The organism is Citrobacter sp. BDA59-3 (genome assembly GCF_015167655.1).
Lineage (GTDB): Bacteria > Pseudomonadota > Gammaproteobacteria > Enterobacterales > Enterobacteriaceae > Phytobacter > Phytobacter diazotrophicus.
Genome location: NZ_CP063427.1, coordinates 3,377,693 through 3,403,290, shown reverse-complemented (window position 1 = coordinate 3,403,290; position 25,598 = coordinate 3,377,693). Strand labels below are relative to the sequence as shown.

24 protein-coding genes and 5 tRNA genes are annotated in these 25,598 nt (G+C 48.6%); 16 read left to right on the top strand and 13 right to left on the bottom strand.

Annotated features, from left to right (window positions below):
* The first annotated feature begins 74 nt into the window (after window positions 1–74).
* The 3 genes from IP582_RS16065 (at window position 75) to IP582_RS16055 (ending at window position 5,790) form a co-directional block, all read left to right on the top strand.
* Complete coding sequence (locus IP582_RS16065) at window positions 75–935, top strand: flagellin (RefSeq protein ID WP_304489329.1); 861 nt, start codon at window positions 75–77, stop codon at window positions 933–935.
* Between the two features lie 285 nt (window positions 936–1,220).
* The gene (locus IP582_RS16060) at window positions 1,221–4,574 is read left to right on the top strand and encodes a methyltransferase domain-containing protein (RefSeq protein WP_228007995.1); all 3,354 of its coding nucleotides are present in this window, start codon (window positions 1,221–1,223) and stop codon (window positions 4,572–4,574) included.
* A gap of 70 nt (window positions 4,575–4,644) precedes the next feature.
* Complete coding sequence (locus IP582_RS16055) at window positions 4,645–5,790, top strand: DegT/DnrJ/EryC1/StrS aminotransferase family protein (RefSeq protein WP_193793796.1); 1,146 nt, start codon at window positions 4,645–4,647, stop codon at window positions 5,788–5,790.
* Between the two features lie 242 nt (window positions 5,791–6,032).
* Here the strand turns inward: IP582_RS16055 and IP582_RS16050 are convergent, their stop codons facing one another.
* From IP582_RS16050 to IP582_RS16005, 10 genes are all read right to left on the bottom strand, one after another.
* Entirely contained in the window at window positions 6,033–6,629 is a 597-nt protein-coding gene (locus tag IP582_RS16050) for an FkbM family methyltransferase (RefSeq protein WP_193793795.1), read from the bottom strand.
* Window positions 6,581–6,973, bottom strand: coding sequence for a hypothetical protein (locus IP582_RS16045; protein ID WP_193793794.1), 393 nt, complete (start codon window positions 6,971–6,973; stop codon window positions 6,581–6,583). Before IP582_RS16045 ends, IP582_RS16050 begins: the two co-directional genes overlap by 49 nt.
* A 39-nt stretch (window positions 6,974–7,012) precedes the next feature.
* Window positions 7,013–8,212: an acyl-CoA reductase gene (locus IP582_RS16040; RefSeq protein WP_193793793.1), complete on the bottom strand. Its 1,200-nt coding sequence runs from the start codon at window positions 8,210–8,212 to the stop codon at window positions 7,013–7,015.
* Window positions 8,196–9,281, bottom strand: a complete 1,086-nt coding sequence (locus tag IP582_RS16035) for an acyl-protein synthetase (protein ID WP_193793792.1) — start codon at window positions 9,279–9,281, stop codon at window positions 8,196–8,198. The genes IP582_RS16040 and IP582_RS16035 overlap by 17 nt, the downstream gene beginning before the upstream one ends.
* A complete protein-coding gene (locus tag IP582_RS16030; RefSeq protein ID WP_193793791.1) occupies window positions 9,265–10,644 on the bottom strand; it encodes an AMP-binding protein in 1,380 nt (459 codons plus the stop codon). Before IP582_RS16030 ends, IP582_RS16035 begins: the two co-directional genes overlap by 17 nt.
* Window positions 10,644–11,117: a transketolase C-terminal domain-containing protein gene (locus tag IP582_RS16025; RefSeq protein ID WP_193793790.1), complete on the bottom strand. Its 474-nt coding sequence runs from the start codon at window positions 11,115–11,117 to the stop codon at window positions 10,644–10,646. Before IP582_RS16025 ends, IP582_RS16030 begins: the two co-directional genes overlap by 1 nt.
* Window positions 11,114–11,857, bottom strand: a complete 744-nt coding sequence (locus IP582_RS16020) for an SDR family NAD(P)-dependent oxidoreductase (protein WP_193793789.1) — start codon at window positions 11,855–11,857, stop codon at window positions 11,114–11,116. Before IP582_RS16020 ends, IP582_RS16025 begins: the two co-directional genes overlap by 4 nt.
* Window positions 11,858–11,867: 10 nt before the next feature.
* On the bottom strand, window positions 11,868–12,611 hold the full coding sequence (locus tag IP582_RS16015; protein WP_193793788.1) for an SDR family NAD(P)-dependent oxidoreductase: 744 nt from the start codon (window positions 12,609–12,611) through the stop codon (window positions 11,868–11,870).
* A gap of 3 nt (window positions 12,612–12,614) precedes the next feature.
* A complete protein-coding gene (locus IP582_RS16010) occupies window positions 12,615–12,857 on the bottom strand; it encodes an acyl carrier protein (RefSeq protein WP_193793787.1) in 243 nt (80 codons plus the stop codon).
* A gap of 91 nt (window positions 12,858–12,948) precedes the next feature.
* Window positions 12,949–13,593: an acetyltransferase gene (locus IP582_RS16005; RefSeq protein WP_193793786.1), complete on the bottom strand. Its 645-nt coding sequence runs from the start codon at window positions 13,591–13,593 to the stop codon at window positions 12,949–12,951.
* Between the two features lie 482 nt (window positions 13,594–14,075).
* Here IP582_RS16005 and IP582_RS16000 point away from each other — a divergent pair, with 482 nt between their 5' ends.
* The 7 genes from IP582_RS16000 to sdiA all read left to right on the top strand — a co-directional run bounded on the left by IP582_RS16000 (window position 14,076) and on the right by sdiA (window position 19,850).
* Window positions 14,076–14,795 (top strand): RNA polymerase sigma factor FliA, encoded by a 720-nt coding sequence (locus IP582_RS16000; RefSeq protein WP_041852034.1) that lies wholly within the window; start codon window positions 14,076–14,078, stop codon window positions 14,793–14,795.
* A 71-nt stretch (window positions 14,796–14,866) separates the two neighbouring features.
* Window positions 14,867–15,418 carry a flagella biosynthesis regulatory protein FliZ gene (gene fliZ, locus IP582_RS15995; protein WP_041851809.1) on the top strand — a complete coding sequence of 184 codons (552 nt, stop codon included), beginning with the start codon at window positions 14,867–14,869 and terminating at the stop codon, window positions 15,416–15,418.
* Between the two features lie 84 nt (window positions 15,419–15,502).
* Complete coding sequence (gene tcyJ, locus IP582_RS15990) at window positions 15,503–16,303, top strand: cystine ABC transporter substrate-binding protein (protein WP_041851808.1); 801 nt, start codon at window positions 15,503–15,505, stop codon at window positions 16,301–16,303.
* A 101-nt stretch (window positions 16,304–16,404) separates the two neighbouring features.
* On the top strand, window positions 16,405–17,391 hold the full coding sequence (gene dcyD, locus IP582_RS15985; protein ID WP_193793785.1) for a D-cysteine desulfhydrase: 987 nt from the start codon (window positions 16,405–16,407) through the stop codon (window positions 17,389–17,391).
* A gap of 21 nt (window positions 17,392–17,412) precedes the next feature.
* On the top strand, window positions 17,413–18,081 hold the full coding sequence (tcyL, locus tag IP582_RS15980; RefSeq protein ID WP_193793784.1) for a cystine ABC transporter permease: 669 nt from the start codon (window positions 17,413–17,415) through the stop codon (window positions 18,079–18,081).
* The gene (gene tcyN / locus IP582_RS15975; protein ID WP_041851805.1) at window positions 18,078–18,830 is read left to right on the top strand and encodes an L-cystine ABC transporter ATP-binding protein TcyN; all 753 of its coding nucleotides are present in this window, start codon (window positions 18,078–18,080) and stop codon (window positions 18,828–18,830) included. Before tcyL ends, tcyN begins: the two co-directional genes overlap by 4 nt.
* Window positions 18,831–19,127: 297 nt before the next feature.
* A complete protein-coding gene (gene sdiA / locus IP582_RS15970) occupies window positions 19,128–19,850 on the top strand; it encodes a transcriptional regulator SdiA (protein ID WP_193796292.1) in 723 nt (240 codons plus the stop codon).
* Window positions 19,851–19,920: 70 nt separating this feature from the next.
* On the opposite strand, the gene IP582_RS15965 is transcribed toward sdiA, so the two are convergent.
* Window positions 19,921–20,145 (bottom strand): DUF2594 family protein, encoded by a 225-nt coding sequence (locus IP582_RS15965; RefSeq protein WP_071196383.1) that lies wholly within the window; start codon window positions 20,143–20,145, stop codon window positions 19,921–19,923.
* A gap of 463 nt (window positions 20,146–20,608) precedes the next feature.
* On the opposite strand from IP582_RS15965, the gene uvrY reads away from it, so the two are divergent.
* The 6 genes from uvrY (at window position 20,609) to IP582_RS15935 (ending at window position 24,149) form a co-directional block, all read left to right on the top strand.
* Window positions 20,609–21,265 carry a UvrY/SirA/GacA family response regulator transcription factor gene (gene uvrY, locus IP582_RS15960; RefSeq protein ID WP_041851802.1) on the top strand — a complete coding sequence of 219 codons (657 nt, stop codon included), beginning with the start codon at window positions 20,609–20,611 and terminating at the stop codon, window positions 21,263–21,265.
* On the top strand, window positions 21,262–23,094 hold the full coding sequence (uvrC, locus tag IP582_RS15955; protein WP_193793783.1) for an excinuclease ABC subunit UvrC: 1,833 nt from the start codon (window positions 21,262–21,264) through the stop codon (window positions 23,092–23,094). The genes uvrY and uvrC overlap by 4 nt, the downstream gene beginning before the upstream one ends.
* Window positions 23,095–23,150: 56 nt before the next feature.
* Window positions 23,151–23,699 (top strand): CDP-diacylglycerol--glycerol-3-phosphate 3-phosphatidyltransferase, encoded by a 549-nt coding sequence (pgsA, locus tag IP582_RS15950; protein ID WP_041851800.1) that lies wholly within the window; start codon window positions 23,151–23,153, stop codon window positions 23,697–23,699.
* A 149-nt stretch (window positions 23,700–23,848) separates the two neighbouring features.
* Window positions 23,849–23,924: transfer RNA gene (locus IP582_RS15945), tRNA-Gly, on the top strand.
* A gap of 52 nt (window positions 23,925–23,976) precedes the next feature.
* Window positions 23,977–24,050 (top strand) — tRNA-Cys (locus tag IP582_RS15940).
* A 12-nt stretch (window positions 24,051–24,062) separates the two neighbouring features.
* A tRNA-Leu gene (locus IP582_RS15935) sits at window positions 24,063–24,149 on the top strand.
* Between the two features lie 525 nt (window positions 24,150–24,674).
* On the opposite strand, the gene IP582_RS15930 is transcribed toward IP582_RS15935, so the two are convergent.
* A tRNA-Ser gene (locus IP582_RS15930) sits at window positions 24,675–24,762 on the bottom strand.
* A 724-nt stretch (window positions 24,763–25,486) separates the two neighbouring features.
* Window positions 25,487–25,574 (bottom strand) — tRNA-Ser (locus IP582_RS15925).
* Between the last annotated feature and the right edge of the window lie 24 nt (window positions 25,575–25,598).

Below are 25,598 nucleotides of genomic sequence, written 5' to 3'. Positions count from 1 at the left end.
TACCCTTGATGACGGTGAGAGACGCCGTAAGTGTTAGGCACCGACCCTAAATCAATTTTTGAAGGAAAGTAATTATGGCAGTTATCAATACTAACCTGTTGTCACTGACTACTCAGAACAACCTGAACAAATCTCAGTCTGCGCTGGGCACTGCTATTGAGCGTCTGTCCTCCGGTCTGCGTATCAACAGCGCCAAAGATGATGCCGCTGGTCAGGCAATTTCCAACCGTTTCACTGCAAACATCAAAGGCCTGACTCAGGCTGCTCGTAACGCGAACGACGGTATCTCTATTGCTCAGACTGCCGAAGGTTCTCTGAACGAAATCAACAACAACTTGCAGCGTATCCGTGAGCTGGCAGTTCAGGCCCAGAACGGTACTAACTCAGCTTCTGATATCGACTCTATTCAGTCTGAAGTTAACCAACGTCTGCAAGAGATCAACCGTGTTGCTGGTCAGACTCAGTTCAACGGCATCAACATCCTGGCTGGCACTACTGCAACTACTATTTCTATCCAGGTTGGTGCTAACGATGGTCAGACTATCGGTATCTCCATCAACGCCAACACCGGTTGGAACAAATTAACAACCGCTTCTGCTGGTGCAACTAACAGCACTGTTACCTCTCGTGGCGTTAGCACTTACGGCTTCGACGTTATGTCGAGCAGTGTCCTGGGTGATGTTGATGCCGCGCTGAAAGCAGTTGATAACCAACGTTCTGACCTGGGTGCGATTCAAAACCGCTTCCAGTCCACTATCTCTAACCTGAACAATACCGTGACTAACCTGTCCGCAGCGCAGTCCCGTATTCAGGATGCTGATTATGCGACAGAGGTTTCTAACATGTCTCGTGCGCAGATCCTGCAACAGGCTGGTACTTCTGTACTGGCTCAGGCGAACCAGGTTCCACAGACTGTTCTGTCTCTGCTGCGTTAATATTGAGCATCATTGATATACAAACTATCGCCTCCGGGCGATAGTTTTTTTATTTGTCAACCCGTCTTTCCATTCTCTTCAATCACACAAATAAGATACCAATCCACAGGGTTTTCACCTCATTAAGACGCCCGGGGACTGCTACGATGGCTAAAATCGTAATGTTCTCTTTTGAAAATGCAGTGATGTCATGCCCATGTGTACAGCCGCATTCGCATCGGTGATTTAGCGCAGTGACAGATTGTGCTCTGACCTCCCAATAATGGATCTTTTACAGTGAATGACATGTATATTTCTTCACGCCGGATAACGTCTCACATTGGTGCTATGTCGGCTGTTTATGGTGTTACGGGTGTTTTACCTGCAAATGCGCGAATTCTTGAACTGGGATGCGGGAACGCTCAACTGCTGCTGACTCATGCATTGGCATGGCCTGAAAGTGAATGTGTTGGTATTGATTTGGACGCGCAGACCATTGCCAATGCAGAAGAAAAACGTCAGCAACTGGGTATGAAAAACGTGTCCCTCTACGCATTGGGGCTTGATTCCCTTGTTAACATCGAGGCGGGAACGTTTGATTACATCATTATCAATGGCATTTTCAGTTTGCTTCCTGAAACGGAACGCGCTGTATTGCTGGCGTTTGCTTCTCGTAGTCTGACGCCAAACGGTATTGTCGCCATGCGCTGGAACAGTTTACCTGGCAGCCGTGACGCAAAATCTATACAGGATGCTATCGCACTGCATACAGCGGATGCTACCGATGATGAGATGACGCTGAATTCAGCGCGCGCCATGATCATCTACCTGGAAATGGCACAGCAGCCAGGGCGAATAAATAGTGTACTGAGTTCAGCTGCGGCCAGTAGCGATAACGAATTTTTGTTGCGTTATCTGCACAATTTTAATGATGCTGTCTACCTGGCTGATTTTAACCAGATGTTGGTTGAGTGCGAGTTTCATTATGTCGGGGATATTTTTCCGCAAAGTGAATGTGCCTCGTACTACGGTGAAAATGTTAACAAGGTTCACGAAACCATTGTGCCAGGTAAAGGGAAGGTACTGGCACAGCAATATCTTGATTTTGCTGTAAATCGCGCCGAGCGCTTTAGTATCATCATTCCAGCCAGCCGCAATCTTGCTGTGCGAGATGAACCCAATATTATCAATGTTGAGTCATTACACTGGGCTGGCTGCTTTAAGCGTTTTGTTTCAGAAGACGGCATCGTTGGTAATGCACACCTGAATCGCGGCGGGCATTGCGTCTCTTCCGAAGATACATTGCAGTTGAGTATCATGGACTTGCTGGGCGATGCCTGGCCTCTCAGCGTCTCTTTCGAGCAACTGGTAACGCAAACACTTTTACCCGAAACGCCTGAAAACCATCGTGAGAAGGTTGCTGAGGCGTTGAAATTACTTTTTGTACAAGGCCGCGATGGTCTTTTGTTCAGCTTCGGTCCTTCTGCTTATAACGTAAGCACTTCACCGGTGTTGCAACCTATCCCTGGATTGCCTCTTTGCGAAAATGGCGAGGAAGAAGTGAGTGTGTTTAACCTCTGGGGCGAAGCGATTACGCTTTCTGCTGATGAGTGCGAATTCCTTAACGGCGAAAGATCTATCAATGACGCTGACAGTGTCGATATGTTCCTGACTTTACGTGAGAAAGGAGTTCTATACGGAGCCCCTCGCGCGTGGAAGTACGCTTTTCAGTCCTGTTTACTACATGGTGATTCCGACATCCTTCGCCAGCTTTGCATGACCATAATACTGTTCTCAAGTCGTGCGGATATTGGTGGCTTTCTCAATGACAATGTGCTCGAAAAGCGCGAAGACGATCCAACCAGAGAAGAACTGGAAAAGATCCGCGTTTTTTTGAAGAAAGCTGACGGGATGCTGCGCGAAGGGCGCAATGAGGATGTTCGGGTTTTTATGAAGGAACTCATTGAAACTGAGGGCGACAATGTCCAGTTGCTCAATGGAATTTCCCGTTCATTTTTACTCACGGGCGCGTATTACGAAGCGCTGACTTATCTGTCGCGATTGCTGGCTAACCATGCTTCCAATTGGGAATTTTATTACGACCTCGCAAATGCTTTTTCTAAAACACGAGCCCCGTTCTACGCTGGGCGCATTATTCGTGCTTTGCTACGTAATGATCGGGAAAATGCTAGGGGTTGGGATTTATTGGGCTGCTTATACCGCGATCATAATAACGTTAACGATGCGCTAATTTGTGCACGCAAAGCCGTCAAACTCGAACCCAGGAATGCCCATTATCTGACCAACCTCGGTACATTATTAAGTGAAAAGCAGCTTATGGGGGAATCGCTCAAGTACCTGAAAAAAGCTGTCGACATCTCGGGTAACCATCTTGGCTATTACAGCAACTATCTGTTTGTTTTGACGCATGACCCTAAAACTTCGCCACAGGCAATGTACCACGCACACTTGAAATATGGTGAGGAAGTGGATGCATGGGCGAAGAGTGTCGGCATTAAAACCAGTTATAACGGTAGCCGTGATCCAGATAGAAAACTGCGGGTTGGTTTTGTCTCCGGGGATTTTGTGCGCCATCCGGTGAGTCACTTCTTTATTCCATTCTGGGATGCAATGGATCGTGATCGGTTCGATCTTATAGGCTACAACGCCTCACCTGTTCGTGATGATATAACTGATTATCTGGAATCGGGATCATCACTGTGGCGGGATATTTACGACATCAGTGATACCGAATTAGCCGATCAGATTTATAACGACAATATCGATATTCTGATTGACCTGTCCGGCCATACAACCTATTGCCGGCTGCCAATGTTTGGTCTGCGCCCGGCTCCGGTGCAGATGACCTGGATTGGGTATCCTGCCACAACGGGGATGAAAGCTATTGATTATCGAATTGTGCCTGGCACTTTTCTCAATGTGCCCAAAATGCAGGATCAATTCAGTGAGCACCTTCTGTATGTCCGGATGGAAAAAACTTTTGAGCCCAATGAGCAAAGTCCGGATGTCAGTGAATTGCCAGCAATTAAAAATGGTTATATCACCTTCTGCAGTTTTAACCGCCCTAAAAAAATCAATAATGACGTGCTAAATGTCTGGGCATCGATATTGCTGCGTTTACCCAACGCCAAACTTATGATTGGTTTTATGGACGATCTGGATGTTATCAACTCTATTTCCCAGTTTATGGAGAAGAAAGGCGTCAGTAATTCACAGCTTATTTTCAAAGGGAAAATGACTATGCTGGATTACCTGTCAGCGCATGGCCAGGTCGATATAATGCTTGATGCCTTCCCTTACACTGGGGGTACAACGACCAACAACGCGGCGTGGATGGGTGTGCCAACCTTGACTTTGCGCGGAGAGACTTTAGCTGGTTGTCAGGGACTGGATATAATGTATACCTATGGGCTTGAGAATTTTGTTGCATTTAGCAAAGACGATTATGTCAGTAAAGCAATTCACTGGGCTGCACATATTGATGAATTGAGCAAAATTCGTCGTGATATGCGCAGTAAAATACCCACCAAACAAGGTTCTGGCTTCAATATTGCGGCGACTTTTGAACATGCTTTACGTACAGCGTGGGAAATGTATTGCCGTGGTGAAAAACCACGTTCATTTGTTGTAGATAAATAAATACGCCATGCGCTGCGAATAATATATTCGTAGCGTTTACCCGGCGAATGGTGTACAGAAGAGGTGCGTCATGAAAGATATTTTTGTTACCAGTCCGTTGCTTCCGCCCCTTGAAGAGTTTGTCCCTTACCTGGAAAAAATATGGGACAATAAATACCTGACAAACGGCGGGCAGTTTCACCAGCAGCTGGAAAAAGCGCTGGCGGAATATCTGGGTGTGAAGCACCTTTGTCTGTTTGCCAATGGTACCCTGGCATTGTTGACTGCAATGCAGGCGCTGCGTATTACCGGAGAGGTGATTACCACTCCGTATTCCTTCGTTGCCACATCGCATACATTGCTTTGGAACGGACTGACCCCGGTTTTTGCCGACATTGATCCAGTGACTTGCAACATCGACCCGACAAAAATAGAGGCGCTGATTACACCAGCCACTACCGCTATTTTACCAGTACATTGCTACGGCATTCCATGCGACGTGGATAAGATTCAGTCTATTGCCGATGGTTGGGGACTGAAAGTTATTTATGATGCGGCACATGCTTTTGGTGTAAAAAAAGACGGTAAGAGTGTGCTCGGCTTTGGCGATCTCTCTATTCTGAGTTTTCATGCGACCAAAGTATTCAATACCTTCGAAGGCGGTGCAATTATTTGCCATGATTCGAAAATGAAGCAGCGCATTGATAATCTGAAAAACTTCGGGTTTATTGATGAAACAACGGTAGTTGCACCGGGTATTAACGCAAAAATGAATGAAGTGCAGGCGGCGTTTGGCCTGTTACAAATGAAGTATATTGATGATGCGTTGGCGAAGCGTGCAGCGATTTATGAACGTTACTGCGAAGCACTAAAAGATATACCCGGCATCAGCGTATTTACGGCACCGGAAAATGTTGACTGGAACTATTCTTATTACCCGGTAATGGTTGATGAAAACTACCCGGTCAGTCGTGACGATCTTTATAATCTTTTTAAAACAGAGAATATTTACACGCGTCGATATTTCTATCCATTAATCAGCTCTTTCTCAATGTATCGCCATCTTGCTTCTGCAAAAGTTGAGAATTTATCAACGGCAGATGTGGTTTCGAAAAAGATTCTCTGCCTACCTATTTTTCCGGATTTAACTGAGGAAGAGCAGCAACGGGTGATCGATGTTATTCATAAACATGCGCAGCAACCGATGCAAGGTAAGAACGAACGTCACGTTGCCTGATATTTAATTATTGAAAAAGACCAGCAAAGTGTCTCTTGGCTGGCCTTTTAATTTTAGATTGTTATTGTGCAATCACTTTTTCAGGCGAGATGGCATACAAAACCATATCGCATGAAAGCCGTGGGTGATATGCGCGTAACCAGAATTTGTAATCGGGATGTATAGATTTTAAAAAACGTGGGATGTTAATTATATCTTCCGGCTTGTGATAAATGCTCAAAGCCAATGTGGGTTTATTCATTCTAATATTTTTTTTCCGCCCCATGTAGAGCAGCCATTTCAGCACCTTCAATGTCCATTTTTAGGAAAGTCACTTTTTCATTTGCAGTAACTTCATCTATTGTCAGCAGGCTTACAGCATCACCATTACATGTAAGGGATGAAGTTTGCTCATTCGAGGAATTGAAATATAATTTGGTCGCTTCATGCCAGACTCCTGCTTGTAAACACACGCATTGCTTTAAATTTGAGGTCGATGCCACTAAATGAGCAAAATTTTTAACATCAGGTTCAAATGCAATAATTTTAGATGGCTCTCCGTCTTGGCTGCTTTTAAGCGCATTGACGAAAGCATCTATGCTGTCACCTGTATATTCACCACAGTCGACGAATACTTCATTTTTGCCAAACTTGATTATCTCTTGTGGGAAATATTGTTGGGGATGATATTCCTGATGAAAACATCCTTCCTGAGCACTGAATCGTTGATTCGAAAAAGCTGTAAGTGTTCTACGTGATTTGTCATCACCCAAATTTTGGTAAGAATCATCTAGTATTGGTTCATGCGCATTTAGCCATTCAGGAGTGTAAATTTCATCTGCATTAATGCCGATAAACATGCAATCATAAAAAAGCATTTCATTTGCGGTAAAGCGTAACCGGCAATAAATACTACAGTATAGAACTGTATTGCTACAATGTAATTGTAGCGTTTCCCTTGCGCTTCAAGCTTTTCTAGTGAAGTAACAGGATGGCAGTTAATTTCGCTTCCTGGAAGTAGATGTTCACTGTTGACGGCCACATAGTCGATTGGCATGTTCTGACGTTGCATGAACTCTGCTGTTATACGTGCAATAAAACCAGCGCCAAAAAGCATAATTTCGTCGCCATTTTTAATCATATTCTCGATAGTGTCGATGAAATGATTTTTACTGACTTGTATTGAGTTAAATAATGTTTTCATTTTGCGCTCTGTTTCTGAGTAGAAATATTATCTGCTCGCTTAGAAAATAACTGATATTTTTCGCGTCAGCATGGCAATAAGATCATAGCCATCCCATTGCAGACTGAAATCAAGCGTACGGCCGATCGGTACAATACGATCGATCCCTTTAGGTCGTGCTCTGCTAAGCCAGGCAGAGAAGGCATCACTGGAAATACCAAAGCTCGCCAGCGTTTGGCAACGTTCCCCACAAACTGCATTTATCTCATCAAGGTTGTTTGCAACATATTCCATGAAAAAGCCGCAGTTGCCGCGCAATGCCAGAACAGAGGCGTCCAGAGTGGGTAACTCGACGCGCACAAGCATATTGCTTTCACCTGAAACTTTCTTCACTCCTGGATATTGTGTACTTATGACACAGAGACGGGCGCGTTTTTCAACTGCCATGACAGGCTCCAGCGGATAGCGTTTTTCTGCCAGTATCTGAAAATGCTGCCAGAAAAGTGAGCGTGCCGTATCGGTATCCCGCCCGGTCCATACCACCAGCGAAGGCGATGAGCAGGCATTTTGATCGTTGAGCAGGGTATCGTTATAGAAGGCCTGGGCTAACTGCTTTTTTTCTGGATGAATCAGATAGCTATCTGCATCGATAACAGCAATGGAATAACGATCGGAAAATGCAATATCTAATGCGCGGGCGTGTAGCGGGGAGCGGCGAATCTGCGCAATTGTCTCATCCCCTCCCCAGATTATACGGGTGTCACAACATGCGGAGAGTGTATCGTTAATCGCCTGCTGGCGATCGTAGCGTACCAGACAAATATAAGAGGCCAGCGAAGGTTCAAGGTGGAGAGTTTCATCAAGTAAGCGGGTAATCACTGACACCTGAGGGTGATCGCGACCCGGCAGGCGCACGATATTGGCATTACCACTCAGTAAGCCTGTAAAAAGTGAGTAAGCGAAGTTGGCCGCGACGTTTCCCGGAGCAATGTGGAATGCCACCCCACGCCCGATGCGGTTAGAGAGGTCACCATTGTTTGCACGCATTTTTTCAATCGATGCCCGGCGGCACCAGAAACCAAGGCTGATGACGTCAGGCCAGCTTTTGGCTTCGCCATCATGCATGACCCGTCGTGAGAACGCGTCCAAAAATGCAATCACTGGATCGGAGAAAGGGGGCAGTGGTGGAAGTTCTTTCATCAATGTCAGGGCAGACAATTCGCCCAGCACCATATTCAATCCATCAAAATTGTACGGCATAGGTATCGCTACATCCCCGTAGTTCAGCTTTCTTTAGGCGGCCTAAGATCTTGAAATATTTACCTTTACGTCCACATGGACAATCATCTTCACCAAGGAGTACACCCTCATCTTCGGTAAGAAGTGAATGACCGGGGTAAGATTCGGGCAGGAGTGAAAGCACCTGGATAATTCCGCTGATGCCCACCGGCGCACTGGAGAAATCATGTGGCTGGCGAATAATCACATCGGAGAAAATACTCGTATGCAGATGTCCTTGTTCGCACTGCATATAAATGCATCCTGTCTGTTCCACCATGCCATAATAATCGTGCACGGCTGGTAGCCCACAGACGCTTTTCAGACGGGCAGCAAAATCCTCAGGTGAAACTGCTTCGCTTTGTAATTTTTTCCAGCCACCACCATGGATGAGCAACGCATTGGTGAGATCCAGGGTTTTGCCGCTGGCTGCCAGCGCTTTATAGAAATGCTGCCAGACCATAAAAGTAAAGCCGAACAGTAAAATACGTTTACCCGCATGCCTGGACAAAAATGCCTCAATGGCATCGAAATCAAGATTCATCGCCTCGTCCAATGCCCATGCCCTGTCTGAACCAAACAGTGAAAACCCCAGAATGCCAGCCCCTCGGGCGGAAAACTGCAGCCTGTCTTTCAGCACGCCAGGGGTATCCAGAATCAGTAATGGGAGTCGCCCTGCGCCGGTAAATTGACTGACGATTTTAACCAGCGTTTTTTGCTGATATGCCGCGGTTGTTTTATCGAGAAAAATGCGTGATACCTGTTGGCCGGTGGTACCGGATGAGGTCATGGTCTTTACCACAGCCTCGTCTGTTATGCTTTTTAGCGTCAACGTCTTAAAAAGTGAAACAGGCAGAAAGGGAAAGTCTTCAATATTATTAATTGAATCGGGAATAATCGATTGCGCATCAAGCATGCGGTGATAAGGCCCACACTGGGCGTAGTGTAACGCCGTCAGTGCGCGTAAACGATCAAGTAAGAGCGCCCTTTTTTCTTCACGCGCCAGTGAGTAAGGCTCTATCGAGAGGATATCCTCAAACGGAAGGGACATAATTTTTTAGCCTGTGATAGAGCGTTTTTCCTGCGGCGTTGACAGGAATGGCATCCAATACAATGATACGAAATGCGGATGCGTGAAGCTTACTTAAGCTGGCCGCGTAGTGTTTCACTGTATCGGCGAGTGAGGCATCCGTAATGAAGATACACAAAAGATCATCGCGGCCATCGCAAGCGCATGTGATACCTGGGAACGCATTTTTTAGCAGCGATTCCATCTCATCCATGCCCACGCGGTTACCAAAAATCTTGAGAAAGCGTTTTTTACGTCCGATGATGCTGTAAAAACCATCGGCATCACAGGTTGCAATATCGCCTGTGTGTAATGTTCCGGCAAACTGATCGCCAAGCGTTAAATCTTCCCCTTTCTCAGCGTAACCTAGCGCAACATTTGCACCGCGATACACCAGCTCTCCGGCAACACCTGGTGTTGTTATAGGTTTGTCGTCACTGTCGAGCAGCATAAATTCACCGCCCGGGATCGGTTTGCCAATGGAGCCATAACGGGTAGATGCATCCTGTGGCGCAAGCCATGCCATACGCGAGGTCGCTTCTGCTGCTCCGTACATCACGATGAACTGCTTACCAGACTGCTCTGCATATTCGGTAAATTCTTGCTGTAATGCCGCCGACAATTTGCCTCCAGCCTGGGTCAGTGTGCGTAAGTCTGGTAAATCCATACGCATAAACCGCAGTTTTTTCAATATTTCATAGGTGTAAGGCACGCCTGCAAAGGAACTGGCGCGTTCTTCACGTACAAAATTCCACAGCTCACGTTGCATGACACTTTTTCCTGTAAGAAGAAGGGTTGCACCGACGCTGAGATGACTGTTAATAATCGACAGCCCGTAAACATAGTTTATCGGCAGACTGACCAGCCCGCGTTCTTCCGCAGTCAGCTCCAGGTACTGCGCAATGCTCGCTGCGTTGCTTTCGAGATTCTGTTTACTTAAACGCACCAGTTTCGGACTACCAGTGGATCCGGATGTCGTCATTAGAAGCGCCAGAGAATCATGTAAAGGCCACTGTGGTAATCCAGTGTTCAGCAATTGGTAACAGTCGTCTATTGGGCGCCAGAGCCATGAAGGTTTATAGGTCTGGATGAGGTGTTCAATTAGCGTGGCGTCCAGATTATCATCAAGTAAAAGTGCAACGGCATCCTTTTGCAGGCAGGCCAGGTAACCAACAACTGTTTCGACCTGGTTACGACAAAATATAAAAACCAACGTCCGTGAAGGGAGCGTTTCTGCGAGGGATTGCACCTGTTGCGCCAGTTCACCATAGCTTAGCGTCATGCCACGATCGTCGATAAGCGCCGTTTGTGATGCAGGTTGGGATAAATCATAAAATTTGGACATCACAGTGTACTCATGATGCGCGCGGTAACCTGCTTAGCAGTCAAACCGCTTTGTTCAAGCATCCAGGCGTAATCACCCGAGTGCGGATAGCCCTGCGGAATGCCCAGACGCAGTTGGCGAGGACTGTTTTCCGTTCCTGCCAGATATTCAGCGATGGCGCTGCCAAGCCCGCCAATAACGCTGTGCTCTTCGAGCGTAACCAGCAGCTTTTTATCAAGATGTTGTCCGAGTGTGGCTTCATCCAGCGGTTTAATGGTATGCATATCAATCACGGCAGCATTAATACCGTGATCGCTGAGCAAGTCAGCGGTTACCAGTGCCGTATGCACCATACTTCTGGTCGCGACAATAGCGATAATCGACTCAATAGAGGAGAGTTGAACACCATCGTTCTCTTTATGATGAGCCTCGGTCAGGGTAAGCCTGCGAATAGTGTTCGCCGAAACACTCATGCCCTGTGAGTTTTGCTTCATTTTAAACCACCATCCACACGGATTGTCTGACCAGTTATATAGCTGGAAAGGTCGCTGGCGAGGAATATTGCCGCCTGAGCGATTTCCGGCGGTTCACCGGTACGACGGAGATCTGTGGCTTTTTGGGTCTCTTCAATAATCTGCGCTGGCATGGTTAATAACATTTCCGTGTCGACAATACCTGGCGCGATGCAATTGGCGCGAATGCCTTTTTCACCAAGCTCTGCTGCAATGGATTTGGTCATCGCAATAAGCGCAGCTTTTGAGGCACCATAAGCAGATTTCCCGAGGGTTCCATCTTCACCAACGATAGATGAAATATTGATGATGCTGCCGCCTTGGTGACGAACCATCAGTTTGACGACATATTGTGTAAACAAATAAACAGAGAAAAAATTTACTTCAAATTGCTGACGAAGTTGGGCTTCGCTTGTCATCTGAAAAAGGTTATTAAGGATAATACCTGCGTTGTTTACCACAGCATCAAGTGGACGTTTGTCACCCATTACGCGTTTTATGGCCAACTTCATGGCATCGTAATCTGTTATGTCGAAACAGAGGGGCCAGATTTGAATATTGTAGTGTCTGGCAACCTCTGCCATATCATTGACAAAAGCGTCACTCGCTTCACGTGCATGCGCATAAATATTGGCACCGTTCGCAGCAAAGATCTCAACCATGGCTCTGCCCATCCCACGCCGGCAGCCAGTTATCAGAACGTTTTTTCCTTGCATCAACATAGTCTTTACCTTAACCCATACCGCCATCAATGCGGATAACTTGTCCTGTGACGTAGCTTGAGGCATCAGATGCGAGCCACATCAGCGCGTTAGCAACTTCTTCTGGTTGACCCGGACGTTTCAGTTCACAGCGTAACATTTGACGTGTCATCACCTCTTCCGGAAGAGAGGCTGTCATTGCGGTACTGATGACGCCCGGTGCGATGGCATTGACGCGTACACCCTGAGGTCCAAGCTCGGCGGACATTGTTTTCGTTGCTGCTATCCATGCCGCTTTTGCACTGGCATAGGCGAGCTGTCCCGGGTTGCCATCCAGGGCCGAGATGCTGGAGATATTGATGATGCTGCCTTTTTTCTGGCGTAACATTAACCGTGCAATATATTGCGTAAAGGCAATCTGCGAAAAGAAATTGATAGTGAAGGTCTTTTGCAACTGTTCAAGGGTCACCATCTGGAAATTGGCATCAAAATTGGCCCCTGCGATGTTCACAAGAATATCAACGGGTCTTTTGCTTTTCTGGATGAACATTGCCGCCTGTTTAATGGCATCGCTATCCGTCAGATCAAAATAAACCGGGATAATATCAACCTGGTATTTCGCGCTCAGTTGCCCAACGAATGCCGTAAATTCGGGATCTTCCGCCTGGCAACAAGCAAACACATTGGCGCCTGCTTTGGCGAAGGTTTCCAGCGTCGCTTTACCAATGCCTTGCAGACAACCGGTGATGACAGCCGTTTTCGCTTTCAGCAACATAAGTTAGTCCTGGAATTCCACGTCGTATTTTTTCAAGATCTCTTTACCTTTTTCCCAGGAGGCAAATTCGATGATGTCATCAGTGTCCATCATTATGTCGAATGCATCTTCCAGAGAGGTGATCATGGTCATATGGCCAACGGAATCCCAAGATGGTGTGTCCTGATATTTGTAGCCAGGGAGAGTTTCCTCAGGAACTTCAAAGGTTTCAACGAAAATACGGTTATAGGTTTCCAGGTTTGACATCTTTTTCTCCAGAGTAGCTTGGAAATTAGGTTAAATTCATTCAGTCCACATGCGGGCGGCGTAGTGCATGAGGTTTCGTGAGCACATCGGCTTAACGAAATACTTTCTTTTCATCATTTTTGCGGATGGCGCGTGCAGGATTGCCCATCGCGATCACACCGGAAGCGATATCATTAAAGACTGCAGAGCCCATGCTGATGATGGTTTCAGCGCCAATAGTGCTGGTTTCACGCACAACGGCATTCATACCAATAAACGTCAGATCGCCAACAATGCAATGGCCTGCAAGATTGGCATATGAGGAAATTACGCAATGATTACCGATATAACAATCGTGGCCAAGACTCGCATTGGGCTGTAAATGGACATTGTCTCCGATTACTGTATCGCAGGAAATGAAAGCGCCATAACATATGACCGAACCCACACCGATTGTTGTATCACTGCTAATATAGGCGTCGGGGTGGATCAGCGTAGCAAGGTTAAAGCCTGCGTCTTTAGCTTTCTCCGCGAGGTATTTGCGTAAACTGGGTTCACCCACCGCAACCACAACTTCGTACTCTTGTGGTGAGATAAGCGCAAGCGATAAAACGTCGTGACTTTTTAATTGCCTGTTAGCGTTGATGTCATCAATAAAACAAAGACTTGACCAGCGCGATTGCAACTTATTGATTTGCATCGCAAGCTCGAGAACCTCTCTGCCGAGCCCACCAGCCCCGTAGATTGCTAGTTTCATCGTATCCTCTAATTTAGCCGCAGTCTCTCAGTATTGGTATCTATGCGCAGAAGTTATCATCGCATTCTCGCTTGACGTTCGAGAAAAGAGGAGAGAATTGTCATTAATGCTCTAATCTAAACGACAGACATGTATTTCCAGTTAGTAAATAACCATCATTTTATCTCGCTAATTAGCGGATAGAATAAATTCACTGTTAATGCTTTGTAAAATCAAAGGATAACAAGCTGTTTATGTAATGAAATCGGTGACATCAGACAAAACCTTTTATCATAATGCATTAAAAATGAGCACAATTTCAGATGTCACAGCTTCGTCGTTATAGAGATCGTCATGAATTCTTTACAAAATTCATTTTCGACGATGTGTATTTTTTTATTAATGCAAATAACCCCCCATTTCACCCACTATTCATCCGATTAAAAGTGCTACAGAATCGGATAATCATGCCGATAACTCAAACTAACGCAGGGCTGTTTATCGTGAATTCACTCTATACCGCTGAAGGTGTAATGGATAAACACTCGCTGTGGCAGCGTTATGTACCTCTGGTGCGTCACGAAGCATTGCGCCTGCAGGTGCGTTTGCCGGCGAGTGTGGAACTGGACGATCTGCTACAGGCGGGCGGGATCGGGTTACTGAATGCAGTGGACCGATACGACGCTCTGCAAGGAACGGCATTTACCACTTACGCAGTGCAGCGCATTCGTGGGGCTATGCTGGATGAATTGCGCAGCCGTGATTGGGTACCGCGCAGTGTCCGGCGTAACGCTCGCGAAGTAGCACAGGCTATGGGGCAACTTGAGCAAGAGCTGGGACGTAATGCGACCGAAACAGAAGTTGCACAACGCCTCGGTGTTCCGGTTGAAGAATACCGTCAGATGCTGCTTGATACCAATAATAGCCAGCTTTTCTCCTATGACGAATGGCGAGAAGAGCATGGTGACAGTATCGAAGTGGTGACTGACGATCATCAACAGGAAAACCCGTTATTCCAGTTAATGGAAAGTAATTTGCGTCACCGTGTAATGGAAGCCATTGAATCCTTACCGGAGCGCGAACAACTGGTTCTGACGCTTTATTATCAGGAAGAGCTTAATCTCAAAGAGATTGGCGCTGTTCTTGACGTCGGAGAGTCTCGGGTTAGCCAATTGCATAGTCAGGCTATTAAGCGCTTACGTACAAAGCTGGGTAAGTTATAGGTTGGTGAGACTGTCTGTACTGGATCGCCCCTGAAAAATGCCGCACAACGCATTGACAACCAGGAGTTATCATGACGGTGCAGCAACCTAAAAGACGGCCACTAAGCCGCTATTTAAAAGACTTTAAACACAGCCAAACGCATTGCGCACATTGTCACAAATTACTCGACCGCATCACCCTGGTGCGTCGAGGCGAAATTGTGAACAAAATTGCAATCTCACGCCTGGATATGCTTCTGGATGAGGCAGCCTGGCAGCAAGAACAAAAAGAATGGGTGGCACTCTGCCGATTCTGCGGGGACCTGCATTGCAAAGAGCAAAGTGATTTCTTCGATATCATTGGATTTAAACAATTCCTGTTCGATCACACTGAAATGAGCCATGGCACGGTGCGTGAATACGTCGTTCGTCTTCGCCGCCTCGGAAATCATTTGAGTGAGCTTAATATCTCCCGTGATCTTCTTGACGAAGGGTACCCTGATGAGAATCTGGAACCCTGGTTACCTACCACCAGTACCAATAATTACCGTATCGCGTTGCGTAAGTACGCACAATTTAAAGCACAATCACGCTTTAACGTTGTGCAAAAGATCGCTGTCGGTGCTCGATCTGATATATATTAAAAATGAATAAAATGTGACGCACAGGTGCCTGAAAATGATTCAGGTACTGTGCGTTACGCTCTTCATTTTCTGGTCGGAGTCACTATGAAACTTGCACTTTTGGGTCGTCAGGCGCTGATGGGGGTTATGGCTGTCGCGCTGGTTGCGGGGATGAGCGTCAAAACGTTCGCCGCTGAAAATCTACTGAATAAAGTTAAAGAGCGTGGCACCTTGCTGGTTGGACTGGAAGGCACTTATCCGCCGTTCAGTTTCCAGGGGGATGATGGCAAGCTCACCGGGTTTGAAGTGGAGTTTGCCGATGCGCTGGCGAAACATTTGGGCGTGAAAGCGGACCTGAAGCCCACCAAATGGGATGGCATGCTGGCGTCGCTGGATTCAAAACGTATTGATGTGGTGATTAACCAGGTCACCATCTCTGACGAACGTAAGAAAAAATATGATTTCTCTACCCCCTACACCGTCTCCGGGATTCAGGCGCTGGTGAAAAAAGGCAATGAAGGAAGCATCAAATCCGCAGCCGATCTGAAAGGCAAAAAAGTGGGTGTGGGTCTGGGTACTAACTATGAAGAGTGGCTGCGTGCCAACGTGCAGGGTGTGGATATCCGCACCTATGATGATGACCCGACCAAATACCAGGATCTGCGTGTAGGCCGCATTGACGCCATTCTGGTGGACCGCCTGGCCGCCCTCGATCTGGTGAAAAAAACCAACAATACGCTGGCCGTTGCGGGTGATGCTTTCTCTCGTCAGGAATCCGGTATCGCATTGCGCAAAGGTAACGAAGACTTGCTGAAAGCCATTGATGCGGCGATTGCCGACATGCAGAAAGACGGCACGCTGAAAGCGCTATCGGAAAAATGGTTCGGCGCTGATGTAACGAAGTAATCTCTCCGTAAGAAAAAAGGCGCTACCTTCAGCGCCTTTTTTATTTACGCGCGGTATACGTGCATAATAAAAGCCATTCCTATCTTGCTACCGGAGGATCGATGTCCTTGCAAAATCTCACCCGTTTTCCCCGCCTGGAATTTATCGGCGCGCCGACGCCGCTTGAATACCTGCCGCGCTTTTCTGATTTCGTCGGTCGTGACATCTTTATTAAGCGCGATGATGTTACCCCCATGGCGATGGGGGGGAACAAGCTGCGTAAGCTGGAGTTTCTCGCCGCAGACGCGCTGCGCGAAGGGGCTGACACACTGATTACCGCAGGGGCTATTCAGTCTAACCACGTGCGCCAGACGGCAGCAGTGGCGGCAAAGCTCGGGCTGCACTGCGTGGCGCTGCTGGAAAACCCCATTGGCACGACCGCGGAAAACTATCTTACCAACGGTAACCGCCTGTTGCTGGACCTGTTTAATACGCAAATCGAAATGTGCGACGCGCTGACCGATCCCAAACGCCAACTGGATGAGCTGGCAACACGTATTGAAGCGCAGGGTTTTCGCCCTTACGTGATTCCGGTTGGCGGCTCAAACGCACTGGGGGCGCTGGGTTATGTCGAAAGTGCGTTAGAAATTGCCCAACAGTGTGAAGGTGCCGTGGGGCTCTCTTCGGTCGTGGTGGCGTCGGGCAGCGCCGGAACGCATGCCGGGCTGGCGATTGGTCTGGAACAACGGCTCCCGGATGTCGAGTTAATCGGCGTGACGGTATCGCGCAGTGTGGCCGACCAAAAACCCAAAGTAGTGACCCTGCAACAGGAGATCGCGCAACTGCTGGAGGTGAAGGCCAGCGCAGAGATTACCCTCTGGGATGACTATTTTGCGCCGGGATACGGTCAGCCGAATGATGAAGGCATGGAGGCGGTTAAACTGCTTGCGCGCCTGGAAGGTATTCTTCTCGATCCTGTCTATACCGGCAAGGCGATGGCAGGGCTGCTTGATGGGATTGAGCAAAAGCGTTTTAAAGATGACGGCCCGATTTTGTTTGTCCACACCGGTGGCGCTCCGGCGCTGTTTGCCTATCACCCACATGTTTAATTGCCGGGCAGAACAACCATAATGCAAGAAAGTCTACAACTGGTGATCGACTCTGCGCCGTACCTGCTTAAAGGGGCGGTATTTACGCTGCAACTGAGCATCGGCGGCATGTTCTTTGGCTTGCTGCTGGGGTTTGTGCTGGCGTTAATGCGCCTCTCCCCGCTGCTCCCTGTGCGCTGGCTGGCGCGCATCTATATCTCGATTTTCCGTGGTACGCCGCTCATCGCCCAGCTTTTTATGATCTACTACGGGTTGCCGCAATTTGGCATTGAGCTGGACCCGATCCCGGCGGCGATGATCGGTTTATCGCTTAATACGGCTGCCTACGCCTCGGAAACCTTTCGTGCGGCTATCTCGTCTATCGATAAAGGGCAGTGGGAAGCCGCCGCCAGTATCGGGATGACACCCTGGCAAACGTTACGGCGCGCAATATTGCCACAGGCCGCGCGTGTGGCATTGCCGCCGCTCTCTAACAGCTTTATCAGCCTGGTGAAAGATACCTCGCTGGCGGCGACGATTCAGGTGCCGGAACTGTTCCGTCAGGCGCAACTGATCACCTCACGTACGCTGGAAGTGTTCACAATGTATCTGGCCGCTTCGCTCATTTACTGGGTTATGGCGACGGTACTCTCTGCGTTGCAGAACTATTTTGAAAACCAGTTGAACCGGCAGGAGCGCGATCCGAAATGAGTGCCATCGAAGTGAAAAACCTGGTGAAACAATTCCACGGCCAGACGGTGCTGCACGGCATCGATCTGGACGTGGCGCAAGGGGAAGTGGTGGCTATCATTGGGCCCAGCGGATCCGGTAAAACCACGCTATTGCGCAGTATCAATCTCCTGGAGCAGCCTGAAAGCGGTACGATTCGGGTGGGTGACATAACCATCGATACGGCAAGACCGATAGGACAACAGAAAAACCTGATTCGCCAGTTGCGCCAGCATGTAGGCTTTGTCTTCCAGAACTTCAATCTCTTCCCGCATCGTACGGTGCTGGAAAACATTATTGAAGGCCCGGTCATTGTGAAAGGCGAACCGAAAGAGGAAGCGACAGCACGGGCACGAGAGTTGCTGGCTAAAGTCGGGTTAAGTGGTAAAGAGACCAGCTATCCGCGGCGTTTATCCGGCGGACAACAGCAGCGTGTGGCGATTGCGCGCGCACTGGCAATGCGCCCGGATGTCATTCTGTTCGATGAACCGACCTCGGCGTTGGATCCTGAACTGGTAGGGGAGGTGCTCAATACCATCAGGCAACTGGCGCAGGAAAAAAGGACGATGGTGATTGTCACCCATGAAATGAGCTTTGCGCGCGATGTGGCGGACCGGGCCATCTTTATGGACCAGGGACGCATTGTCGAACAGGGCGCTGCAAAGTCGCTATTCGCCAATCCGCAGCAGCCACGCACACAGCAGTTTCTGGAAAAATTCCTGATGCAGTAATGATTCACCGATTCGGCAGCAACTCGCTTTCCGAATCGGTGATTAATGCTAGCTTAAGCTAAATTTATTCGTGCGCTTTTAATCATATGCATTGCCAATAAAGGTATTTGACCACACTTTGCCGTCGCGTTTTCCCACAAAAAACAGTGTTTTCTGCCTTATCTGCTCGCCATAACCTGCGAAAATTTTTACTGATTTTCGCTGATACCGATATTTCACACTTATAAAAAAGATTTATGTGTTAATTTAATGTATCCATAATAATGATTATTATTGTCAGGGGTGATATTGGTCAGTATGCAGGATAATGACTTTTTCTCGTGGCGCAGGGAGATGCTGCTACGTTTTCAGGAGATAACGGACAAGGAAGAGGTATATTCAACATTAGAGCAGCAAACGCAGCTGCTTGAATTTGATTTTTTTGCACTGTGTGTCCGACATCCGGTGCCGTTCACGCGCCCGAAAATCAATGTACACACCACGTATCCGGATGCCTGGATGGCGCATTATCAGTCCGAAAATTATTTCGCTGTCGACCCGGTACTCAAACCAGAGAATTTCCTGCACGGGCATTTGCCGTGGAATGACAAATTATTTCACGAGACGCCGGAATTATGGAATGGTGCGCGGGATTTTGGATTACGCAAAGGGATTACGCAGTGTTTGATGCTGCCAAATCACGCAATGGGATTCCTGTCCGTGTCCCGCACAAGTATTATCCATCATCCACAGCATGATGAAGAGATTGAGTTGCGCCTGCAAACGCTGGTTCAGCAAAGCCTGATCACGCTTTCCCGGCTGGGTGACAATATGGTCATTGCGCCAGAAATGAAATTCAGTAAGCGCGAGAAAGAAATTCTGAAATGGACAGCGGAAGGGAAGACATCGGCCGAAATCGCTATGATTTTGTCCATATCTGAGAATACGGTGAATTTTCACCAGAAGAACATGCAGAAAAAATTCAACGCACCGAATAAAACGCAGATTGCCTGTTATGCGGCTGCGACGGGAATTATCTGACCTGAACCTTCGTTCTGCGTGCCAGACGTATACCGGCTGCCAGCTTTTGTAGGCTGCCAGCCGGATTCACTTACTGGCGATAAGCCTGTTTGATCTGCTTCACCGTATTGGTGAACACCGCCGCCTGGGTTTCATCTTCCAGCGCTGCGATCTGTTTTTCCATTTTAAGGATGACGCGACCTGCATCGGCCTGTCCCATAGCCTGCAACATCAGCGTGATCATCATTTTCAGGCATGAGACTTCCTGAGCCAGTTCCTGGTTATTATCAGCAGTGGAAAAATCAGGTGTGCTCATTTATTTACCTCGTTAAGTTACCGTGCTTAGCGTGACGGTGAATGTCAAAGCGGCGGAGTATACCACAAGCCAGGGGAAAAATAGCAGTGGTTGTTTTTTGCACGTACTCGCTGTCTGGTTTATTAAATTAAACATTAGCCCTATATTTAATTTGAATAGTGTAGGCAAAATATATGTTTAATAGAGGTAGAATGACGGTTAATTATTGTTACAAAGTGCCGCTTTAAATTCCCTATCAGAATAAAACTGTGCGTTCAGGCAGCTTTCCGAAAAGTACTTTTAAACACGCAAACCTGATATGGCGCGGGGTGTGAAAGTTTCCACAAAATGTACAGGTTAATTTCCAAAAACGAGACCGAAATCGAATGAGTGGCATTTTTTAACTTTCATTAACGCAGCAAAAACCGTTAGTATGTGAAGAATTAGCTTGCAGCAGCGTCATCCCTTTTCTGGAGATATTCCATTGATCAACGTACTTCTTGTTGATGACCACGAACTGGTGCGCGCAGGGATACGACGCATTCTCGAAGATATTAAAGGCATAAAAATTTCTGGCGAAGTTTGTTGCGGCGAGGATGCCGTAAAATGGTGCCGGGCGCATTCCGTTGACGTTGTGTTGATGGATATGAACATGCCGGGCATCGGTGGCCTTGAAGCCACACGCAAGATTGCGCGCGCTAATATCGACACCAAAGTCATCATGCTTACCATTCACACAGAAAACCCGCTTCCGGCGAAAGTAATGCAAGCTGGCGCGTCAGGTTATCTCAGCAAAGGCGCTGCACCGCAGGAAGTCGTCAATGCGATTCGCTCCGTCCATTCCGGGCAGCGATACATTGCGTCCGACATTGCTCAGCAGATGGCTCTCAGTCAGATTGAACCGGAAAAAACCGACTCACCGTTTGAGAGTTTGTCTGAACGCGAATTGCAGATTATGCTGATGATCACTAAAGGTCAGAAGGTCAATGAGATCTCTGAGCAACTGAATCTCAGCCCCAAAACGGTGAACAGCTATCGCTATCGTATGTTCAGTAAATTGAACATTCATGGTGACGTGGAGCTGACTCACCTGGCGATTCGCCATGGTCTGTGCAATGCGGAGACGTTAGCAAGTCAGTGAATGAAGTTTTCGATTCAAAAGCCTTTCTCAAGACAGTAACCAGCAAGCCGGGTGTCTACCGAATGTATGACACCGGCGGCACCGTTATCTATGTAGGCAAAGCAAAAGATCTTAAAAAGCGCCTCTCCAGTTATTTTCGCAGCAATCTCGCCTCGCGAAAGACAGAAGCGCTGGTTGCACAGATCCAGCAGATTGACGTCACGGTAACCCATACCGAGACGGAAGCGTTATTGCTGGAACACAACTACATCAAGCTTTATCAGCCGCGCTACAACGTGCTGCTGCGCGATGATAAATCCTATCCTTTTATTTTCCTTAGCGGTGATACCCATCCACGCCTGGCGATGCACCGTGGTGCGAAGCACGCGAAAGGGGAGTACTTTGGCCCGTTTCCTAATGGTTATGCTGTGCGGGAAACCCTGGCGCTCTTGCAGAAAATATTCCCGGTCCGCCAGTGCGAAAATAGTGTCTATCGCAACCGCTCTCGTCCGTGCCTGCAATACCAGATTGGCCGTTGTCTTGGTCCCTGCGTGGCGGGGCTGGTGAGCGAAGAGGAGTACGCACAGCAGGTGGACTATGTGCGGCTGTTCCTTGCCGGTAAAGATGATCAGGTGCTCACGAAACTGATTGCCAGGATGGAAAAAGCCAGTCAGTCACTGGAATTTGAAGAGGCGGCGCGTATTCGCGATCAAATTCAGGCCGTACGCCGGGTCACCGAAAAACAGTTTGTCTCCAATACCGGGGACGATCTGGATGTGATCGGCGTGGCGTTCGATGCTGGCATGGCCTGCGTGCATGTGCTCTTTATTCGTCAGGGCAAGGTGCTGGGTAGCCGGAGTTATTTCCCGAAAGTGCCGAATGGCACTGAACTTGGCGAGGTGGTGGAAACCTTTGTCGGGCAGTTTTACCTGCAGGGAAGCCAGATGCGCACGCTGCCAGGTGAGATCCTGCTTGATTTCAACCTCAATGACAAAACGCTGCTGGCGGATTCGTTGTCTGAGCTTGCCGGACGCAAAGTTAACGTGCAGACCAAACCACGCGGCGATCGGGCGCGTTATCTGAAGCTGGCACGTACGAATGCCGCGACGGCGCTCAGTACGAAATTGTCGCAGCAGTCGACCGTCCATCAACGCCTGACCGCGCTGGCGACCTTGCTCAAATTGCCGGAAGTGAAGCGTATGGAGTGTTTCGATATTAGCCATACGATGGGTGAGCAGACGGTGGCGTCCTGTGTGGTGTTTGATGCCAACGGGCCGGTACGTGCGGAATACCGGCGATATAACATTACGGGCATCACGCCTGGTGATGATTACGCCGCCATGAATCAGGTGTTGCGTCGTCGTTACGGGAAAGCGATTGAAGAGAACAAAATTCCGGATGTGATTCTGATTGATGGTGGGAAAGGGCAGTTAGGGCAGGCCAAAACGGTGTTTGCCGAACTCGACGTCCCATGGGATAAACATCATCCGTTGCTGTTGGGCGTGGCGAAAGGAACAGACCGTAAAGCAGGGCTCGAGACCTTATTCTTTGAACCTGAAGGCGAAGGGTTTAGTCTTCAGCCAGATTCCCCGGCGCTGCATGTGATTCAGCATATTCGCGATGAGTCGCACGATCATGCCATCAGCGGCCACCGTAAAAAGCGGGCAAAGGTGAAGAGTACCAGTACGCTGGAAACCATCGAAGGCGTTGGTCCAAAACGCCGTCAGATGCTGTTAAAGTACATGGGGGGTCTGCAGGGTTTGCTGAATGCGAGCATTGAAGAAATTGCAAAAGTGCCGGGCATCTCGCAAGGTCTGGCAGAAAAGATCTACTACTCGTTGAAACATTAAGGGCTCTGTAGCAACATAGGGTCAAAATTTACTGACAACAGATAGTTACCGTCATTATGCGATTTAATATCCCTACGTTGCTTACCCTGTTTCGCGTCATTCTTATCCCGTTTTTTGTTTTGGCATTTTACCTGCCTTTTCAATGGGCTTCGTTCGCATGCGCGCTGATTTTTCTGGTGGCCGCCGTAACCGACTGGTTTGACGGCTTCCTTGCGCGTCGCTGGAACCAGAGCACGCGCTTTGGCGCATTCCTGGACCCGGTAGCGGACAAAGTGATGGTCGCAATCGCAATGGTGCTGGTAGCAGAGCATTACCACACCTGGTGGGTGACGTTGCCGGCGGCTACCATGATTGCCCGTGAGATCATTATTTCAGCCCTGCGTGAATGGATGGCGGAGCTGGGGAAACGCAACAGTGTTGCCGTTTCCTGGATCGGGAAAGTGAAAACGACCGCGCAGATGACTGCACTGGTCTGGATGCTGTGGCGTCCAAACGAGTGGGTAGAGTGGGCGGGGATTGGTCTGTTTCTGGTGGCTGCGGTACTGACATTGTGGTCGATGTTGCAATATCTGAACGCGGCACGCGGAGATTTGCTTGAACAGTGATCGTTTCGCGTTAATTTTCAGCAAACGATCCGGGTTTTGAAAAATATCGTTGACTCAGTGCGTCAGGTAAGTAGAATGCATCGCATCAGACGGCAGCGTAGCTCGCCAGAAGATAACAAAATCAAGTGATTAGAACAAAACTTGATATTGCGGGAATAGCTCAGTTGGTAGAGCACGACCTTGCCAAGGTCGGGGTCGCGAGTTCGAGTCTCGTTTCCCGCTCCAGTTTACAAGCATCGGCATATTGCGGGTGCTGGTCGAAAGGCCTGAAGAATCTGGCGCGTTAGCAAAGCGGTTATGTAGCGGATTGCAAATCCGTCTAGTCCGGTTCGACTCCGGAACGCGCCTCCAATTTCTTCCCGAGCCCGGGTGGTGGAATCGGTAGACACAAGGGATTTAAAATCCCTCGGCGTTCGCGCTGTGCGGGTTCAAGTCCCGCCCCGGGTACCATGGGAAAGATAAGAATAATCAAAGCAATAAGCAGTGTCGTGAAACCACCTCCGGGTGGTTTTTTTGTTTTTATACACTCCTTTCCGAAGATGCGGCCTAAGGCGGTTTTCCCCTGACCGCGTAGCCATTCACGCTTTCTGAGCCCCGATAACAGTAACAGTTTTCACTTTTCGGTCTTCTATTGTTGCCTGATGTGTGTCCTATGGCCGCAGTTTAGCGGCCAGATGAAAGCGTCCATAGCTGACGACATCAACTCACTAAAAATGGGCAACGATGTGCTGCTGAGTTTTAGTTGCTTGCGAAGATTCAGATGGGCCGCTGGAGTTCTGCGGGTTCAGCATTCGCACTGCCATCAATTTCCGGAGAGTTAAGGATTGGAAAGGGCAGCTTCCTCGCAGGCTCGTCATCTGTCCACCCGGCTGGCGCCGGTTGTCGCCCCCCGGTCGGGGGTTCTCATCCCCCCTGGTATGGGTGATTATAAAAGAAAAAAGCCCGTACTTTCGTACAGGCTCTTATCTGAAATGATGGCGGTGAGGGGGGGATTCGAACCCCCGATACGTTGCCGTATACACACTTTCCAGGCGTGCTCCTTCAGCCACTCGGACACCTCACCACATTGTTTTGCTGCCACACCACTGGGGGGCAACGGGGCGCTACTATAGGGAGTTGCGCTAAAACGGTCAAGCATATTTTCGGTATTGATGATTGTTCGCTTAAGGTATGAGCAACGGCAGGGAAATGATGGCTGGCAATGCGCAGATTCGTCTTGCGGTATCAGGCCCGGTTGTCTGATTTCCCCCGGATGCGCTGGCGCTTATCCGGGCTACCGGATAACGGTGCGCACTGAATCGATCATATGGGGGAGGGGAAATAAAGGCGGATTGCTGGCAGTTGAACTTTCCATCCCCCCTGGTATGGGAGACTATAAAAGAAAAAAGCCCGTACTTTCGTACAGGCTCTTATCTGAAATGATGGCGGTGAGAGGGGATTGACTCGCTTCGCTCGCCCTGCGGGCAGCTTCCTCGCAGGCTCGTCATCTGTCCACCCGGCTGGCGCCGGTTGTCGACCCCCGGTCGGGGATTCTCATCCCCCTGGTATGGGAGACTATAAAAGAAAAAAGCCCGTACTTTCGTACAGGCTCTTATCTGAAATGATGGCGGTGAGGGGGGGATTGACTCGCTTCGCTCGCCCTGCGGGCAGCTTCCTCGCAGGCTCGTCATCTGTCCACCCGGCTGGCGCCGGTTGTCGACCCCCGGTCGGGGGTTCTCATCCCCCTGGTATGGGAGATTATAAAAGAAAAAAGCCCGCACTTTCGTACAGGCTCTTATCTGAAATGATGGCGGTGAGGGGGGGATTCGAACCCCCGATACGTTGCCGTATACACACTTTCCAGGCGTGCTCCTTCAGCCACTCGGACACCTCACCACATTGCCTTCCCGATGTTGTCGG

What these genes read in the sequence shown, in the direction of transcription:
- IP582_RS16065 (WP_304489329.1), top strand. Translation starts at nt 75, where the DNA reads ATGGCAGTTATCAATACTAACCTGTTGTCACTGACTACTCAGAACAAC.
- IP582_RS16060 (WP_228007995.1), top strand. Translation starts at nt 1,221, where the DNA reads ATGTATATTTCTTCACGCCGGATAACGTCTCACATTGGTGCTATGTCG.
- IP582_RS16055 (WP_193793796.1), top strand. Translation starts at nt 4,645, where the DNA reads ATGAAAGATATTTTTGTTACCAGTCCGTTGCTTCCGCCCCTTGAAGAG.
- IP582_RS16050 (WP_193793795.1), bottom strand. Translation starts at nt 6,629, where the DNA reads ATGTTTATCGGCATTAATGCAGATGAAATTTACACTCCTGAATGGCTA.
- IP582_RS16045 (WP_193793794.1), bottom strand. Translation starts at nt 6,973, where the DNA reads ATGAAAACATTATTTAACTCAATACAAGTCAGTAAAAATCATTTCATC.
- IP582_RS16040 (WP_193793793.1), bottom strand. Translation starts at nt 8,212, where the DNA reads ATGCCGTACAATTTTGATGGATTGAATATGGTGCTGGGCGAATTGTCT.
- IP582_RS16035 (WP_193793792.1), bottom strand. Translation starts at nt 9,281, where the DNA reads ATGTCCCTTCCGTTTGAGGATATCCTCTCGATAGAGCCTTACTCACTG.
- IP582_RS16030 (WP_193793791.1), bottom strand. Translation starts at nt 10,644, where the DNA reads ATGTCCAAATTTTATGATTTATCCCAACCTGCATCACAAACGGCGCTT.
- IP582_RS16025 (WP_193793790.1), bottom strand. Translation starts at nt 11,117, where the DNA reads ATGAAGCAAAACTCACAGGGCATGAGTGTTTCGGCGAACACTATTCGC.
- IP582_RS16020 (WP_193793789.1), bottom strand. Translation starts at nt 11,857, where the DNA reads ATGTTGATGCAAGGAAAAAACGTTCTGATAACTGGCTGCCGGCGTGGG.
- IP582_RS16015 (WP_193793788.1), bottom strand. Translation starts at nt 12,611, where the DNA reads ATGTTGCTGAAAGCGAAAACGGCTGTCATCACCGGTTGTCTGCAAGGC.
- IP582_RS16010 (WP_193793787.1), bottom strand. Translation starts at nt 12,857, where the DNA reads ATGTCAAACCTGGAAACCTATAACCGTATTTTCGTTGAAACCTTTGAA.
- IP582_RS16005 (WP_193793786.1), bottom strand. Translation starts at nt 13,593, where the DNA reads ATGAAACTAGCAATCTACGGGGCTGGTGGGCTCGGCAGAGAGGTTCTC.
- fliZ (WP_041851809.1), top strand. Translation starts at nt 14,867, where the DNA reads ATGACGGTGCAGCAACCTAAAAGACGGCCACTAAGCCGCTATTTAAAA.
- tcyJ (WP_041851808.1), top strand. Translation starts at nt 15,503, where the DNA reads ATGAAACTTGCACTTTTGGGTCGTCAGGCGCTGATGGGGGTTATGGCT.
- dcyD (WP_193793785.1), top strand. Translation starts at nt 16,405, where the DNA reads ATGTCCTTGCAAAATCTCACCCGTTTTCCCCGCCTGGAATTTATCGGC.
- tcyL (WP_193793784.1), top strand. Translation starts at nt 17,413, where the DNA reads ATGCAAGAAAGTCTACAACTGGTGATCGACTCTGCGCCGTACCTGCTT.
- tcyN (WP_041851805.1), top strand. Translation starts at nt 18,078, where the DNA reads ATGAGTGCCATCGAAGTGAAAAACCTGGTGAAACAATTCCACGGCCAG.
- sdiA (WP_193796292.1), top strand. Translation starts at nt 19,128, where the DNA reads ATGCAGGATAATGACTTTTTCTCGTGGCGCAGGGAGATGCTGCTACGT.
- IP582_RS15965 (WP_071196383.1), bottom strand. Translation starts at nt 20,145, where the DNA reads ATGAGCACACCTGATTTTTCCACTGCTGATAATAACCAGGAACTGGCT.
- pgsA (WP_041851800.1), top strand. Translation starts at nt 23,151, where the DNA reads ATGCGATTTAATATCCCTACGTTGCTTACCCTGTTTCGCGTCATTCTT.